The organism is Vibrio sp. ECSMB14106, from assembly GCF_000972265.1.
GTDB classification, from domain to species: domain Bacteria; phylum Pseudomonadota; class Gammaproteobacteria; order Enterobacterales; family Vibrionaceae; genus Vibrio; species Vibrio kanaloae.
Window position 1 is genome coordinate 108,498 of the sequence record NZ_LAUM01000007.1, and the last position, 14,308, is coordinate 122,805.

At 41.7% G+C, this 14,308-nt stretch carries 13 protein-coding genes and 1 pseudogene; 8 read left to right on the forward strand and 6 right to left on the reverse strand.

Annotated elements, in window-relative coordinates:
* The first annotated feature begins 110 nt into the window (after positions 1 to 110).
* The 5 genes from vxrA to WR49_RS20975 are packed head-to-tail and all read left to right on the forward strand — an operon-like array spanning position 111 to position 4,500.
* The gene (gene vxrA / locus WR49_RS07375) at positions 111 to 1,583 is read left to right on the forward strand and encodes a sensor histidine kinase VxrA (RefSeq protein ID WP_046223575.1); all 1,473 of its coding nucleotides are present in this window, start codon (positions 111 to 113) and stop codon (positions 1,581 to 1,583) included.
* Entirely contained in the window at positions 1,558 to 2,217 is a 660-nt protein-coding gene (gene vxrB / locus WR49_RS07380; RefSeq protein WP_017058282.1) for a response regulator transcription factor VxrB, read from the forward strand. The genes vxrA and vxrB overlap by 26 nt, the downstream gene beginning before the upstream one ends.
* Complete coding sequence (locus WR49_RS07385; RefSeq protein WP_046223576.1) at positions 2,217 to 3,104, forward strand: DUF2861 family protein; 888 nt, start codon at positions 2,217 to 2,219, stop codon at positions 3,102 to 3,104. The genes vxrB and WR49_RS07385 overlap by 1 nt, the downstream gene beginning before the upstream one ends.
* Positions 3,105 to 3,154: 50 nt before the next feature.
* Complete coding sequence (locus tag WR49_RS07390) at positions 3,155 to 4,306, forward strand: conjugal transfer protein TraF (protein WP_046223577.1); 1,152 nt, start codon at positions 3,155 to 3,157, stop codon at positions 4,304 to 4,306.
* A gap of 41 nt (positions 4,307 to 4,347) precedes the next feature.
* On the forward strand, positions 4,348 to 4,500 hold the full coding sequence (locus WR49_RS20975) for a YoaH family protein (RefSeq protein WP_082082749.1): 153 nt from the start codon (positions 4,348 to 4,350) through the stop codon (positions 4,498 to 4,500).
* A gap of 554 nt (positions 4,501 to 5,054) precedes the next feature.
* Here WR49_RS20975 and WR49_RS21580 read toward each other — a convergent pair.
* Positions 5,055 to 5,521: pseudogene (locus WR49_RS21580) on the reverse strand (GGDEF domain-containing protein); the annotation flags it as partial.
* Between the two features lie 748 nt (positions 5,522 to 6,269).
* Here WR49_RS21580 and WR49_RS21300 point away from each other — a divergent pair.
* Positions 6,270 to 6,446, forward strand: coding sequence for a hypothetical protein (locus tag WR49_RS21300; protein WP_017058285.1), 177 nt, complete (start codon positions 6,270 to 6,272; stop codon positions 6,444 to 6,446).
* Positions 6,447 to 6,790: 344 nt separating this feature from the next.
* Here WR49_RS21300 and yciH read toward each other — a convergent pair whose 3' ends face one another.
* Positions 6,791 to 7,102, reverse strand: a complete 312-nt coding sequence (gene yciH / locus WR49_RS07395; RefSeq protein WP_046223578.1) for a stress response translation initiation inhibitor YciH — start codon at positions 7,100 to 7,102, stop codon at positions 6,791 to 6,793.
* Between the two features lie 3 nt (positions 7,103 to 7,105).
* Positions 7,106 to 7,474, reverse strand: coding sequence for a DUF3319 domain-containing protein (locus tag WR49_RS07400; RefSeq protein WP_017058288.1), 369 nt, complete (start codon positions 7,472 to 7,474; stop codon positions 7,106 to 7,108).
* Between the two features lie 100 nt (positions 7,475 to 7,574).
* Here WR49_RS07400 and WR49_RS07405 point away from each other — a divergent pair, with 100 nt between their 5' ends.
* Entirely contained in the window at positions 7,575 to 8,543 is a 969-nt protein-coding gene (locus WR49_RS07405) for a tyrosine-type recombinase/integrase (protein WP_046223579.1), read from the forward strand.
* Between the two features lie 138 nt (positions 8,544 to 8,681).
* Here the strand turns inward: WR49_RS07405 and WR49_RS07410 are convergent, their stop codons facing one another.
* Complete coding sequence (locus tag WR49_RS07410; protein WP_046223580.1) at positions 8,682 to 9,677, reverse strand: D-alanine--D-alanine ligase; 996 nt, start codon at positions 9,675 to 9,677, stop codon at positions 8,682 to 8,684.
* Between the two features lie 180 nt (positions 9,678 to 9,857).
* On the reverse strand, positions 9,858 to 10,409 hold the full coding sequence (locus WR49_RS07415; RefSeq protein WP_017058291.1) for an SPOR domain-containing protein: 552 nt from the start codon (positions 10,407 to 10,409) through the stop codon (positions 9,858 to 9,860).
* A 216-nt stretch (positions 10,410 to 10,625) separates the two neighbouring features.
* On the opposite strand from WR49_RS07415, the gene WR49_RS07420 reads away from it, so the two are divergent.
* Positions 10,626 to 13,310, forward strand: coding sequence for a bifunctional acetate--CoA ligase family protein/GNAT family N-acetyltransferase (locus WR49_RS07420; RefSeq protein WP_046223581.1), 2,685 nt, complete (start codon positions 10,626 to 10,628; stop codon positions 13,308 to 13,310).
* Here WR49_RS07420 and WR49_RS07425 read toward each other — a convergent pair.
* Positions 13,299 to 14,186 (reverse strand): LysR family transcriptional regulator, encoded by an 888-nt coding sequence (locus WR49_RS07425; protein ID WP_017058293.1) that lies wholly within the window; start codon positions 14,184 to 14,186, stop codon positions 13,299 to 13,301. The two genes, WR49_RS07420 and WR49_RS07425, sit on opposite strands and share 12 nt — an antisense overlap.
* Between the last annotated feature and the right edge of the window lie 122 nt (positions 14,187 to 14,308).

Genomic DNA, 14,308 nt, shown 5'->3' on the forward strand with positions numbered 1-14,308 from the left:
CATATGATGATGGAGATGGAATTAATCATTGATATTCGCTGCTTTCGCTGCTTTTCATGCGCTTAAAAATTTATCTTTGATAGCGAATGGTATATATTTGTCTGATCTATATGAATTTGCGCTGGTTTGTGATCATCAAAAGAAAATTTACGCTTCTTATTATTACGTTGTCAGTTTCAGTAAACGCATTTGCTGACTCTTTGCCTGAGCGTATCGATAACTTCACCAAACTTTTTGATCATGAAACGGCAGTTGAATCTTATGACATTCGACTGCTTCAGGCTGATTATCCAACTCGCTTGATCATGCCGTCTTCAATGCTGCCGCAAACGGCAGAGTATCCATTAAAAGATATCCAACGCCTATACCAATTATCTAAAACTTGCAGCGGAAAGTTGCCGTTAAGTCCTTTGATCACAGAGCCTTTAGTTTTCACTCGTGCATTATGTAAGGGAACGAAACTTTCCGACCGTTGGTTTAGTCGCAGTGGCTTGATTCATCCTGGTGGTGGGTCTTATGCGGCACGTTATGTTGAGAAGTACCCAGAAAAGTTCGATTCTTTGAAGCGTTTTATGCATATTCAAGAGCGTCCAAATACTGAAGATGATGAACTGTTATCTCGTTTACAAAAAATGGACAATGAAGCCATAGCGGCGCTGCTAGCTGGGGCAAGCATGTTTGTTGAGCTTGATGAAATGTGGGTGAAGCGCGGCGACAGATATTATCTGTATAACGAATCTGTGTGGAACGAAAATGCAACGGCTGCTGGGTTAGCGTTCAGTTTATCTTTTGAAGGTAACAGCTGTTTTGTGCAACGCGGTAATGTATGTTGGGAAATAGAAGATCATTCAGAGTTATTGCAAATCGCGATGTTTATCTTGGTGATTGCCAACATCATGCTTGTACTCGGTTGGGCCGTGTATCGTTGGAACAGCAAAAAACAAGAAATGAAGAGCCGCATGCTTGTTCTTCAAATTTTAACGCATGAATTAAGAACGCCGATTGCGAGTTTATCATTGACGGTTGAAGGGTTCAGACGCGAGTTCGAACACTTGCCAGAATCGGTATATGATGAGTTTCGTAGGCTGTGTGAAGATACTCGTCGTTTAAGACAGTTAGCCGAAGCAAGTAAAGACTATTTGCAATCAGATAATCAACCACTCGCAACTGAGTGGGTACCAAGTGTCGAAGAGTGGCTTCAATACAAAGTTGAAGAAGATTTCGCGCCGGGAATTGAACTCCGTGTGAATAAAGACATTGCCGCAAAAGTGAACGTATATTGGTTAGGGACGTGCATCGATAACCTGATCAGGAATGCTGTTAAATACGGTGTCGCACCAGTGATACTAGAACTGAATACTTCTGACAAGAAGCTGACATTCAAAGTTATAGATAATGGAGACTTGTCCCGCAAAGATTGGGGGCAACTAAGAAAGCCATTTGTTAGTAAGAGTGGACTCGGTTTAGGTCTGACGATAGTGGAATCTATGGTTGGAAAAATGGGCGGTCACATGACGCTTATCGGCCCCCCAACAACATTTATTTTGGAGATACCTTGTGAAACAGACATTGCTTCTCGTTGAAGATGATAAAAATTTAGCTGACGGTCTATTAGTTAGCCTTGAGCAAGCTGGGTATGAATGTTTGCATGCAGAACTAGTCTCTGAAGTTGATGCCTATTGGGAGCAAGCGGATCTAGTGATTCTAGATCGTCAGCTTCCTGATGGTGACTCAGTAGATGCTCTTCCCGGTTGGAAAAAGAAGAAAGATATCCCCGTAATTTTGCTGACAGCTCTCGTTACAGTAAAAGACAAAGTAGCGGGTCTCGATTCAGGTGCGAACGACTACTTAACAAAGCCATTTGCCGAGGCTGAGTTGTTTGCTCGTATTCGTGCTCAACTTCGCCTACCAGACGCAGAAGAGCAGGATGAATCAAAAGTAATCGCTCAAAATCTTGTTATCGATAAAGCGACTCGTGAAGTGTTTTTTAACGAGCAAGAAGTCACGTTAACGCGCACAGAGTTTGACCTGCTATTGTTCTTGGCAAGTAATCTTGGCCGCGTATTCACCCGTGACGAGTTGCTTGACCACGTTTGGGGTTACAACCACTTCCCAACAACACGTACAGTCGATACCCATGTTTTGCAACTTAGACAGAAACTGCCGGGTCTAGAAATCGAAACGCTACGTGGCGTTGGTTACAAGATGAAAGCGTAATGAAAAAAGCCTTACTTCCATTATTAATGTTGTCTTGCGTGGTGAATACCGCGCAAGCAACAGATTGGTTTAAAAATAGCGATGCTCTAACTCAAGTGCACAAACATCTATTGGATAATGACTTATCCCTTATGTTTGATTCATTAGTGGAAGTTTGGCAAATCAATGCTTCTCAGTCTCGAGAAGATCACCTAAATGAACTGTTCGACCAAGCGTTGAATAAAGATTGCGGTAAAACCCTCACAAAAAAAACACTACCTGATTGGATCAGTTCGGTGGTCGTAAAAAGGCACGTCATCCAAAGCCCGGGGCGAGATACATTTCGCGTTGCGATTGAGGTCGAATCTGATAACAACATTCAAGATATCACCTTCGAGAAGTGGGTCGATAAAGTTGTTTCGTCTGATAGCGAATTTACTAAGGAAAGCGAAGTCGTCAACAATGCCTCAGTCAATTTATATCTCAAGCGTTATAACTTAGCGTCTCAACTCGACTCTGGTTTATATCGTTTAAGCGTAAAAGGTGATGACGGCAATTCTTGGAGTACTTGGGTTATTCTTGGTGAGGTCGCCATGCGTCAGCAAGTTCGCTGGGCATCTAAAGACACTTGGCGAATCGATAAAAAAGAACTCCTTAACCCTTATTGCCCACTGCCTAAGCTTGAAGTCGGTTTGTACGATTATATCGACGAGCACTATGAGCAGGTGTGGGGTAAGAGCTATGAATCTGACTATCCGATGAACCTCACAGGTGAAGAGCTACCCAATGATCGCTATGTTTTGGCCATTTCAATGGTGCATTATCGCTGGCAGGGCGACATAGCGATAGAACAAGCACAAACTATCAGTAAAACTTATGATATTTCTAGCGAAGAAGAGTTAAAGTAATTTAAAATTGAGCCGTTAACTATGTAAGGGATCTAACAAAGATAAACGGCATGAAAAAAACTACTAAACTACTCGCAACGTCAATTGCATTCGCCAGTCTTCCTCTTTCAGCAGCCAACTACGCCATTGAAGCGCGTGGTGATGCTATGGGTGGTGTTGGTGTTGTTTCTGCAAACTTCCTAACCGCTCCATTTTATAATCCAGCACTGGTTGCAATATATCGTCGTAACGATGACATGGGCATGATCACGCCAAGCTTTGGCGGTAGCTATAACGATCCTAACGACATGAAATCGAACATCGATAGTGTCGTTGATGCGTCAAGTACCGCAGACTTGGATGCAGCGCTTAATAAACTTGATGGTAACCAAGCTAATGTAGAACTTGGTGGTGTTGTCGCATTTGCTCTTCCTAATCAGTTTGTAGCAGCAAACCTTTTCGCTAAAGCCTATACAGAATCATTTGCTACGCCTAACGTTTACACGATAGGTTCAGACGAAGATAAAGTAGAGTTGTCTACAGTTGAAGCGGTTTCAATCGGTGTCGCAGAAGTCGGCCTTTCTTTAGCAAAATACCAAACCTTTATGGGGCAACATATCTCATTTGGTATTACACCTAAGATCCAGCGTATTTACACGTATAACTATGTTGCATCGGTTAATGATTACGATTTATCTGACGTACGAGAAAACAGTGATGGTGAAAGCGCATTCAACATGGATGCAGGTGCACTTTGGTTTTTCGGCCCATTCCGAGTGGGTGTTGCTGCAACGAACTTGTTCTCAAGAGACATAGAGACCAAAGATACATCAAAAAGAATAGTGAGCAGCACAGATTCAAGCAAGTATAATGACGTGGGCGGTAAGTACACTTACCAACTAGAACCGGTTTACACGGTTGGTGCAGGAATCGTATCAGATTACTTTTCTTTTAGTGTGGATTATGACCTAAACGAGACTGAAAAGTTTACTTCGTTTGAAGACAATGAACAGATGATTCGTGTGGGTGCTGAAGTTGATCTGCTACGTCAGCTTAAGTTAAGAGGAGGGTACTACAAAAATCTGGCTTATTCAGATTCAGAAGGAACCGTGACAGCCGGTATTGGTCTTTCGCCACTCAATTTGTTTCAGTTAGATTTAAGTGCCAACTACACAAATGAAAATGCTATGGGTGCATCAATCAATTTCCTTGCTAGTTACTAGCACTCCTTATATAGTTCTGCTCCTAAACAAAGGAGCAGAGCATGTTAAACGATTTACCAACCCTTTCTCACGAAGAACAACAGAAAGCTGTTGAACGTATCCAAGAAATGATGACTCAGGGAATCAGTACAGCACAAGCTATCAAAATCGTCGCTGAGCAAATTCGTGAAGAAATGAGTAATAAAAAAGAGTAGGGCATCAGCCCTTCTTTTTTTACCCCTTAGTGCACTATAACTAAAAGAATTACCCTCTAGTATATTATTTCGTACATACCAACTTTTTATTCAACCTAAACCACGACCTTTCCAAAATCCTTAAATTCATTTTATTCAGTAAGTTATAGCAGAGTAATTCACTTTTAAGGCCTTGCTTGGCGTTTAGTTGTAATTAAATTACAGCAAGATCTGAAAGTAAAACAATCGCCACTTTAGGTGTCAGTATTTATGTCACCATACCTAAGTTACTAAATATAAGGCGTTTTTTAAGGCTAGTGACGTTGTGACTTGTATTTTGAACGGATGCGAGTGCATGAGTGTTCAATGTTCAGAAGCAGACAAATAAGGATTTCATCGAAGAACAGAGCGAGACAAGCCACAGCGGTAATGATAAAGACTCGCAGCGAGAGTGACTTACCACCGCTTAGAGTAAGCTTCGTTTCCACATATGTGCTGTACAGAATAAGTATTTAAAAAGCTTACGAGGCGTAAGGAGTTGTGTAGAAGTCGATTAAGGATTGCGACGCGTATCAATTTGAGAATGCTAAATCGATGTGTTTTCTATCGGGGAGTGATAAGTCTAAGCGATTGAACTTGTTAGAAATAGGGTCGCTTTGAGCGCTGTAGTTGTCGTCGTGGTTACGTATGTAGAATCGAAACCTTGGATCCTCTTGACCTTCATATTCCATATTGATGGTGACCGAATCGAATGTTGAGAGATCGAGCCCTTTATTTTGGGTCGATATAACGAACTCAATTTCACAGAAGGGTAAGCTATAGGTTCGTTAAAAGTCACACTGTAACTCAATTCCATCTTCTGACTTATGTAATGATCCTACGGTGCCACCATCGTGGTCTCTGTCTGTATTTACGCGCGTAGGCTATCTGTCTGGTGTGATGATGTAGTTCTTATCCTAAAAGAGATCAACGACACTAGCGTGATTGCTAGGCAAAAAATCGAAAGGAATATGTTGAGTTTTCGGAATGATTTGTCGCTCATAATATATTTCGTACGTAAACCTGTAACATTATGCATAATGGAGTATCTAGGGATTCGATTTTGGCTAGTATCGTTTGGTCAACAAGCTAGATACAGTCGTTCTTCACCAAAAAATACGCGCCCAGCGATCGATATATGCCTAAATAGCGTTGTTTTTGTTCGGTATTTATACGAAAGGTGACGTTTTTGTGGGGTTAACAATTTGACTGTATAAACATACAGTTATTAGTTAAGGTCTTGATTTTGTGTTCCATACGATCAAGCTTTTACCTGTACAGATAGCTACAGTGTCACTTTTTTGTTGATTACATGTGTCGATAACCATTAAACGCTTTATAAGCTTTCTAATCTCAGGCGGTAACACCATTGCGACTTCAAAAGCGGGCATATCAGTTAGAGAAAACAAGTAAAGCAAAACTAAGCGCAATGGGTTTAAAGTAACTCTTAGGTTTATTACCAAAGCTACCTAAATCCAATTGAACGTAATATCAGGGCAAACCGTGATTATGGATCTCCCAAGTATCGGTGTTGTGTACCAACGAATAAGTGTAATGAATCTATACAAACATGTTTGCGCTTGTTTGGCATGTTATTACAAACAACATAGGATATACATTGCCGTTTAATAATCTCACTAAACACAAAGTATAACGCTAGAGCGTCGTTAGACAGGTTTGAAAAATCTGTGTGCTAATCTACGTAAAAAGACGAACTTTATTAGTTGATAGATTTAAACGAGAGCTAGCATGTGCAGTTGATAATAAACATTGGTCGCGTGTGTGAAATCTGGAAAATAAGCAACACCAATGCTCACAAGAATCACACACAGCGCGGCGGTTCGTTAGTGCAAACAGAGAAGTGGCAAGATAAGTTAAACCAGATGGACAAAGTTTCTCGTCAATTAGATTTGCTGAATGAAGATTGAATTGTGTAGACGCTGGCCGCACATATAATTATTAGATTTCAAGTGCCATAAGAAAACTCTGGTCGACGCAAGAAGCGTGAGAGTCAGTTGGAACAAGGGTTTTAAGGCGAAACGATGATAATACTATCTTTGAAATTAATCACACATGACTGCGTATTATGTACGTTATGTTAAATTGGTTTTGGTGTTTATAAGGCAGGTATCTTTGTGTGATGCCCTGCCTTTGTATTGTGTCGATAGTCTCTAATTTATACTGTGTATTTAACCATATTGGCTATTTACCATAAAATATCTAATAACCAGTGATAATAATCTTCGATTTTAACCCTGGTATTAGTTAGAGATTAGCCGCCAGCAAATTTAACTTTGTAGCCTTTCTTTTCAAGGTGCGCTTTGATCTTGTCGCGCGCGTCCCCTTGAATTTCTATGTTGCCATCTTTTACTGAGCCACCGCAGCCGCAAACTTTTTTGAGCTCTGCTGCCATTAGTTTTAATGGTGCGTCATCTAGGTCTAAGCCAGTTACGACAGAAACACCTTTGCCTTTACGGCCTTTAGTTTCTTTTTGGATTCGAACGATACCATCGCCTTTAGGACGTTGGAGTTTCTCTTCTTCAGGCTCAATACGACCTGTTTCTGTTGAATATACTAGGCTCATAATTTACTTCTTTTGTTGCTCTGCTTTTTGTTTTGCGAGTAAGTAAGCTTCTATATGACGTTGAATTGCAATTTTTCCGCCCTTAATTAGGCGTCCGTTAAACATGCAATACCACGCATTAGGCTCACCGGTGTCATTCTTGATTTGGTAACCGTTGAAGTTTTCAGTTGAGCCACCAGTTCCTCTCGACTTATTTAATGCTGTGAATTCTTTTGGATCAATAATAGATGCGGTTTCAATCCACCAATCAATACTTTTCTTAACAGCAGCTAGGTTACCTTGAATAACATTGTTTTTTAACTTCGCACGCCAGACCGTGTGATTAGCATCTATCGATTGAAGATGGACGCTCCGGTAAATTGAATTAGCCATATCTATTGATCATCTTTTTGTTTTCACTATATTAATCATAAGTATACTTTTAATGATATCAAGCATAATATGGTAAAAACACCTGTTAAGGTACGGTAATTTGAGAAAAAAAGTCCCTATTTTATCTGATTCTGTGACAGTTAATTTGTTTGTTGAAAAGTTGAACAGTAATGTGTCAATTGAAATTATAGATGAATTAACAGGATACCAATACTCGCGTAATTCACTCTTAGGCATCTACAGTGACTGGAATCGCTACCACGCGTTTTGTACTAAAAACCGTATCAATACACTTCCAGCATCTGTTACGGCTATTCGTCGTTTTTTAGAGACTGAATCCAACGACAGAAAATATGCATCTCTAAAACGTTACACTGCAACGCTTAGTTTATTGCACATTGTGCTTGGTCTCGCCAACCCTATCAAGCACCGACAAGTTCGCTTTACTCTACTCCACTTGCAAGCCAGAATGGCCGGTGATGCTAAGCAAACCAACGCCATGACGTCCGCACACCTCACTGAATTGAACATATTGCTTTCGCATGACAAGGCCAACTTAAAAGAGATTCGTGACATTGCCATTTATAATGTGATGTTCGAGTGTGCTTTAAAGCGTTCAGAACTTAAGCTGTTATCAACCGCCGATGTTGAGAGCACCGATAGTGATTATCAGATCATTATTAAAAATTCTGTATACCAGCTTTCACAAGTCGCGAGTGTCGCACTTGAGCGTTGGCTTTCGTATGCTGGGGTACAAGAGGATTTACCTGTGTTCCGTGCAATAGACAAGCATGAAAACATTGGACGTCAACCTTTGGACGATTCGTCTATCTATCGAATCCTGCGCAGAGCAAGCGATTTACTACAACTGGCGGAAAACCACCATTTCTCAGGTAACTCGATTCGTGTTGGTGCTGCACAAGAGCTTTCTAAACAAGGTCTTAAGGTAAAAGAAATTCAGGATTTTGGTCGTTGGCTCAGCCCTGCCATGCCTGCGCAATATGTGGGGTATACGGGCACAGCTGAGAAGGAGAAAATGAAATTCAAAGCCTTAATACCGTGGCAATAAACTTTTGTCGTCAAGCCAGTAAACTAGTAGCATCGTCGGCGTTAAAAATATCGGCTTCTAAAAAACAATAATGCCTTGGCAGAAAAGCTCAAGGCATTATGTTGTCAGGGTCAAAAACAGAAATAACGATTCGATAAACTAAGCAAGGCTCGTTCTAACGCAGTTCTCCAAGAATTGACTAAACTTGTGCCCATTATGCTCCACCATTTTAGGGAACATGGAAATTGGAGTCATACCTGGAAAAGTATTTACTTCGTTCAGGTAGATTTCGTTGTCTTGGGTTAAGAAAAAATCAATTCGAGATAAGTGACGTAGCTTCATTTGAGTGAAAACTTTGCGTGCACTGTCTGCGATTAATTCACATTGTTCATCAGTCAGATTACTTGCTTCAACTTCAGTGATTGAGTGGCTGTCTGCACTGTACTTTTCTTCATAAGAGTAAAATGCGCCATTTGGTGCTATCACCTCGCCCGGCTTGCTAATGTGTAGCTCACCGTCGATTTGATAGGCAGCGACTTCTAGTTCTCGTGGTACGACTGACTTCTCAACAAGTACTTGATCTGAGAACGTAAACGCTTTGTTGATGGCTTCGTCTAAGTCTTCTACTTGGTTCACTTGATAACAGCCAACGGAAGAGCCTTGACGTGCAGCCTTCACGAACACTTTCCCCCACTTTTCAAAAGCTTGAGTCGCTTGTGAGTGAGCTTGTTCCGTGTTGTCAGATAAGAATAAGTATGGTGTATTTGGAATACCAAGTGCGTCATACCAAAGTTTTGATGTGATTTTGTTGAAGCTGTTGTTGCTTGCTTCAGAGCCACAACCTAGGTATGGAAGTTTAGCCATTTCAAACAGTGACTGAATATCACCCGTTTCACCTGGGAAACCATGAATACACGGCACAATAAAGTCGACTTTTGATTCTATATTGTCGCCACGTAGAGTTTGCTCATTAATATCAAGGTAAACTAATTCACCGGAATCAATACACCAGCCTTCACTCTTAATCTCAACTCTTAAAACGTTAAAATCTGCAACGCTATTGAGTTGTTCAAAAAGGTAATTAGCTGAAACTAAAGACACTTCATGCTCTGAAGATCCACCGCCGCAAAGTAGAAGAATGTTTGTGGTGCTCATGGGTAAAATCGGTCCTTGAAACTAGGAGTACTGACTTCAATGATAAACAAAAGTCGAGATAGGTACAGTGTTTTGATTGTTAAAATTGCATCCGAAAGATCGAGCGATTAACTATTAAACAAAACCGATAGTCTTAAAACAAAAGAAGGAGCATTTGCTCCCTCTTTTATGAATCAAAACTTAGTTTAACTTGTTAAGCGTTGGGTATTCAGAATTCTTGATGTCATCAATGCTTTTAACGAACGGCTTTAAGTTTTGAAAAGTGGTTGGCAGTTTTGAAATCGCCTTTTTGGCTTCTAAGCGTGTTGCGTAGTCACCGTAAAGTACGGTGAACCACTTAGTACCGTTAACCATTTTGTAGTTTTCCCAAACTGGTTGAGAAGTCGGTGGTAGCATTTTCACGAAAGAGTCGACTTTACTTTGGCTGCCAACAGCAACAACTTGAACCGTATAGCCAAAGCGTTGATTCATGTCTTGTTGTTTTTTCGTTGGCCCCGTCACGCTTGTAACTGGCTTAACCTTAGTTGTTTGGGTGACAGGTTCTGTTCTGATAACGTTAACAACGTTCTCTTCTACAACGACTGCTTGCTCAGATTGAGATACAACTGGAGCTTCAACTTTGGCTGTTTTGTACTCTTCTTGATAGCTATCTGAAGTCACATCCGTAATGTAGTTTTCAGATACACATGCAGCCAAGAGCAGAGGCAAAGTCGCAATTGCAATTTTTTTCATGGAAAGCTCTATGTCCTTAATAATAATTACTATAAATCATGCCGATACGTCGGTTTAGAATCAAGTTAACTTTGAGATTATACACCATTAGTGGGTGACCTATTTCACAAACTTTATGCAGTGTCTGCTTATTCGTCTGAATTCGGTGAATTTGCCATCAACCTATCAGTGAAAAGTAAGTTACGATGAACTTACGTGCATTGCTAGGATATGTCTATGAATCATCTTGATCCCCTACTTAAACCCCGCTCTATCGCTGTTGTCGGTGCTTCGCAACGAGAAACGCGTGCGGGCTATATTGTTATGAATAATTTGTTGCACGGGGATTTTAAAGGTGCGGTGATGCCAGTTACACCGAAATACGACTCAGTGGCTGGCGTACTCTCTTATAAGAAAATTCTATCCCTACCTATCGTTCCAGACCTTGCGATTTTGTGTACGAATGCGAAACGCAACGTCGCCATTTTTGAAGAATTGGCCGAGAAAGGCATCGCGTCAGTAATTGTACTTTCCTCCGACATGCAACAGCTAAGCGATAATGGTGAGACATTTGATGAAAGATGCCTAGCGATTGCCAAAAAACACAATATTCGCGTGCTCGGTTCAAACAGCTTAGGGATTATTGTTCCATGGCTAAACTTAAATGCCTCTTTCTCTCCTGTTACTGCGCTTCCCGGAAAAATTGCGTTTGTTTCCCAGTCTGCAGCAGTTTGTACCACTATTCTTGATTGGGCGAACGACAAGCAGATTGGTTTCTCTGCGTTTATCTCAATTGGTAATGGCAGTGATATTGAATTCTCAGAGCTTTTAGATTATCTGAGTACCGATTCTCACACCGAAGCGATCTTGCTTTACATTGACAGCATTACGGATGCAAGGCGCTTTATCTCTGCAGCACGTGCAGCGTCGCGTAACCGACGAATCCTAGTATTAAAAGGCGGTCGAACAGCGAAAGGAAGAGCGGCTGCTATGGCACACACAGGCGGTGCAGACACTCTAGACATTATTTACGATTCGGCAATCCGACGCAGTGGCATGCTGAGAGTTAAGAACTTACATGAGTTGTTTGCCGCGGTAGAGACACTGACTCACTCGGTGCCACTGCGTGGTGAGCGTCTCGCTATTGTCACTAATGGTGGAGGCCCTGCGATTATGGCTGTAGACACGCTTTTTGATCGTGGCGGTAAGTTAGCAGAATTATCCGATGAAACACTTGATAGATTAAGCAGAGTTTTGCCAGCGAGTTGGTCCCATAGCAATCCTATAGATATTGTTGGTGATGCCGGCGATCAGCGTTATATCGATACTATCAACATACTGCTTGATGGTGACGAAGCTGATGCCATTCTTATCATGCACAGCCCCTCTGCTGTCGCGCATTCCGCTCAAACAGCGGAACGAATTATTGAAGTGATCAAGAAGCACCCTCGCCACAAACGATTCAATATCTTAACTAATTGGTCTGGCGAATTAACAGCCCGGCCCGCGAGAAAGCGGTTTACTGAAGCGGGAATTCCTACCTATCGAACGCCAGAAAGTTCTGTGGTTGCCTTCATGCACTTGGTCGAGTACCGACGCAACCAGCGTCAGTTAATGGAAACCCCAACGACTGCAGAAAAAGTACACATTGAAGACTTGGCAGATGCGAAGAATTGGATTAAACGTCAACTACTGGATAAAGATACAGTTAGTCTTGATACCCATCAAAACAGCCAATTTTTTAGACACTTCAATTTGGATGTTCTTCCGACTTGGATCGCTTCTGACCCAAGCGAGGCGGTACATATTGCAGAAACGATTGGTTATCCCGTTGCAGTAAAACTCCGTTCACCAGACATCGCACATAAGTCAGATGTACAAGGTGTGATGCTCAATCTGCGAAACAGCAGTGAGGTAGCAAATGCAGCTCAAGCGATTCTCGATCGATCGCAATTGTCGTTCCCTACCGCTCATATTCATGGTTTGTTGATTCAAGGAATGGCCAAGCTCGCAGGTGGTCAAGAGCTGCGCGTGAAAGTAACAACCGATGAAACCTTTGGACCAATTATTCTGCTTGGTCAAGGTGGATCTGAATGGGATGAATCCATTGATGCGGCAGCTGCATTCCCACCGCTTAACATGACACTGGCTCGATACTTGATTATTCGAGCGATAAAAAGTGGCAAGATTCGTCTGCAAAAGTTGCCTAATCCGATCGATATTGAGGGGCTTTCTGAACTATTAGTTCGTATATCTCAAATGGTGGTTAATTGTCCTGAGATACATGATTTAGATATTCATCCAGTGCTTGCCAATGGAGATAAGTTCACTATATTGGACGCCGATATTATTTTGAAAGCGTATGAGGGAGATCCGCAAGAAAGACTCGCGATTCGCCCGTATCCAGTTGAACTTGAAGAGACAATACAGTTGAGAGACGGTACTGAGGTGCTGCTACGCCCTATCCTTCCGGAAGATGAGCCGCTTCACGCAGACTTTATTAACCGGGTCTCCAAAGAAGATCTTTATAAACGCTTCTTTAGTGATGTCGGTGAATTCAATCACGAGGCATTGGCGAATTTTACTCAGATCGATTTTGATAGAGAGATTGCTTTTGTTGTTGTGCGTAAGGAGCAAGGCCTTCCTGCGATCATCGGTGTTTCCAGAGCCTTGATAAACCCAGAGAACACGGACGCTGAGTTTGCAATACTGATACGCTCTGATCTGAAAGGCGCCGGCTTAGGTCGGATTTTGATGACTAAGGTAATCGATTACTGCCGAGCAAAACAGACTAAGCAAATGTCTGGGATGACGATGCCAACGAACAGAGGAATGCTGACACTAGCTCGAAAACTCGGTTTTAAGCTAGATATCAGTTTTGAAGATGGTACTGCAGATATGGTGTTGCCGCTATTTGAGTGACCATGTCTTTTTAAGGTGCTGAATACACCAAGATTTGGCGTCGCCCATTTTGTTGCGTCGCCAAGCCATCACGATATCGATAGGTTGTGGCTCAGTCCCTGAAATTTTCTGTAGGACGCCAGACTCGATCAAAGGTTCAGCAACACTACTTGGTAAAGTACCAATACCTAAACCAGTGGTTAACGCTTCTACTTTTGCAGAAAAGCTTGTCACGGTTAATCGCGGTTGTTTTTCTAAAATATTGATACTTAATGCTGGTTGATCACGGGCTGTATCCGCAATTGCAATTACCCTGTAACTTTCTCTTGCCTTCTGGTCAAATTCACCTGAACGTTTGTGAACGTAGTGTTTTGATGACGCTACCCAAACCATTTCCATTTTACCAATTACGTCACTTTTCATGTCATTTGGAATAGTGTCGACTTTTGGGCAAACCAGTAAATCTGCGCGGTCATCGGTCAGTGATTCCCAACAACCGGCAAGGATCTCTTCTTGTAATCGAACGCGTGTCTTACTGATTTTTCCTAGTTCATCCACGAGTGGGAAGAAATTAGCAACCGGAATAATACCATCAAAGGCTATTGTTAAGTCGAGCTCCCAACCATTTGCAAGAATACTGGCTTCGTTTACTAATTTTTCCGTCGCACCAAGAATCACTCTGCCTTGTTCTAATATCAATTGCCCCGCTTCTGTGAAGTTTGCACGGTGGCCGGATCGATCAAAGATCATGATGTCTAAGTCTTGCTCTAGCTTTTGAATTTGATAGCTGAGTGATGAAGGGGCTCTATCCATTTCATTTGCCGCAGCGGCGAAACTTCCACGTCGCTCTATGGCATCTAATATGTGTAATGCTTCAAGTGTTATTGGGCTATGCATAGCTTTCCTACTTTACAAATGAGACTTTAGTCACAAAAACAGAAGCATTCGCCACGTGAATGGAACTGTAAAAGTCTTTTTAATACAGATGTTTAAGAATGTTAATTATGAATCAGTTGATA

Excerpts from the sequence above, each read along its gene's own strand:
- WR49_RS07385 (WP_046223576.1), top strand. The coding sequence starts at position 2,217 with ATGAAAAAAGCCTTACTTCCATTATTAATGTTGTCTTGCGTGGTGAAT.
- WR49_RS07420 (WP_046223581.1), top strand. The coding sequence starts at position 10,626 with ATGAATCATCTTGATCCCCTACTTAAACCCCGCTCTATCGCTGTTGTC.
- WR49_RS07410 (WP_046223580.1), bottom strand. The coding sequence starts at position 9,677 with ATGAGCACCACAAACATTCTTCTACTTTGCGGCGGTGGATCTTCAGAG.
- WR49_RS07425 (WP_017058293.1), bottom strand. The coding sequence starts at position 14,186 with ATGCATAGCCCAATAACACTTGAAGCATTACACATATTAGATGCCATA.
- yciH (WP_046223578.1), bottom strand. The coding sequence starts at position 7,102 with ATGAGCCTAGTATATTCAACAGAAACAGGTCGTATTGAGCCTGAAGAA.
- WR49_RS07415 (WP_017058291.1), bottom strand. The coding sequence starts at position 10,409 with ATGAAAAAAATTGCAATTGCGACTTTGCCTCTGCTCTTGGCTGCATGT.
- vxrA (WP_046223575.1), top strand. The coding sequence starts at position 111 with ATGAATTTGCGCTGGTTTGTGATCATCAAAAGAAAATTTACGCTTCTT.
- WR49_RS07400 (WP_017058288.1), bottom strand. The coding sequence starts at position 7,474 with ATGGCTAATTCAATTTACCGGAGCGTCCATCTTCAATCGATAGATGCT.
- WR49_RS07390 (WP_046223577.1), top strand. The coding sequence starts at position 3,155 with ATGAAAAAAACTACTAAACTACTCGCAACGTCAATTGCATTCGCCAGT.
- WR49_RS20975 (WP_082082749.1), top strand. The coding sequence starts at position 4,348 with ATGTTAAACGATTTACCAACCCTTTCTCACGAAGAACAACAGAAAGCT.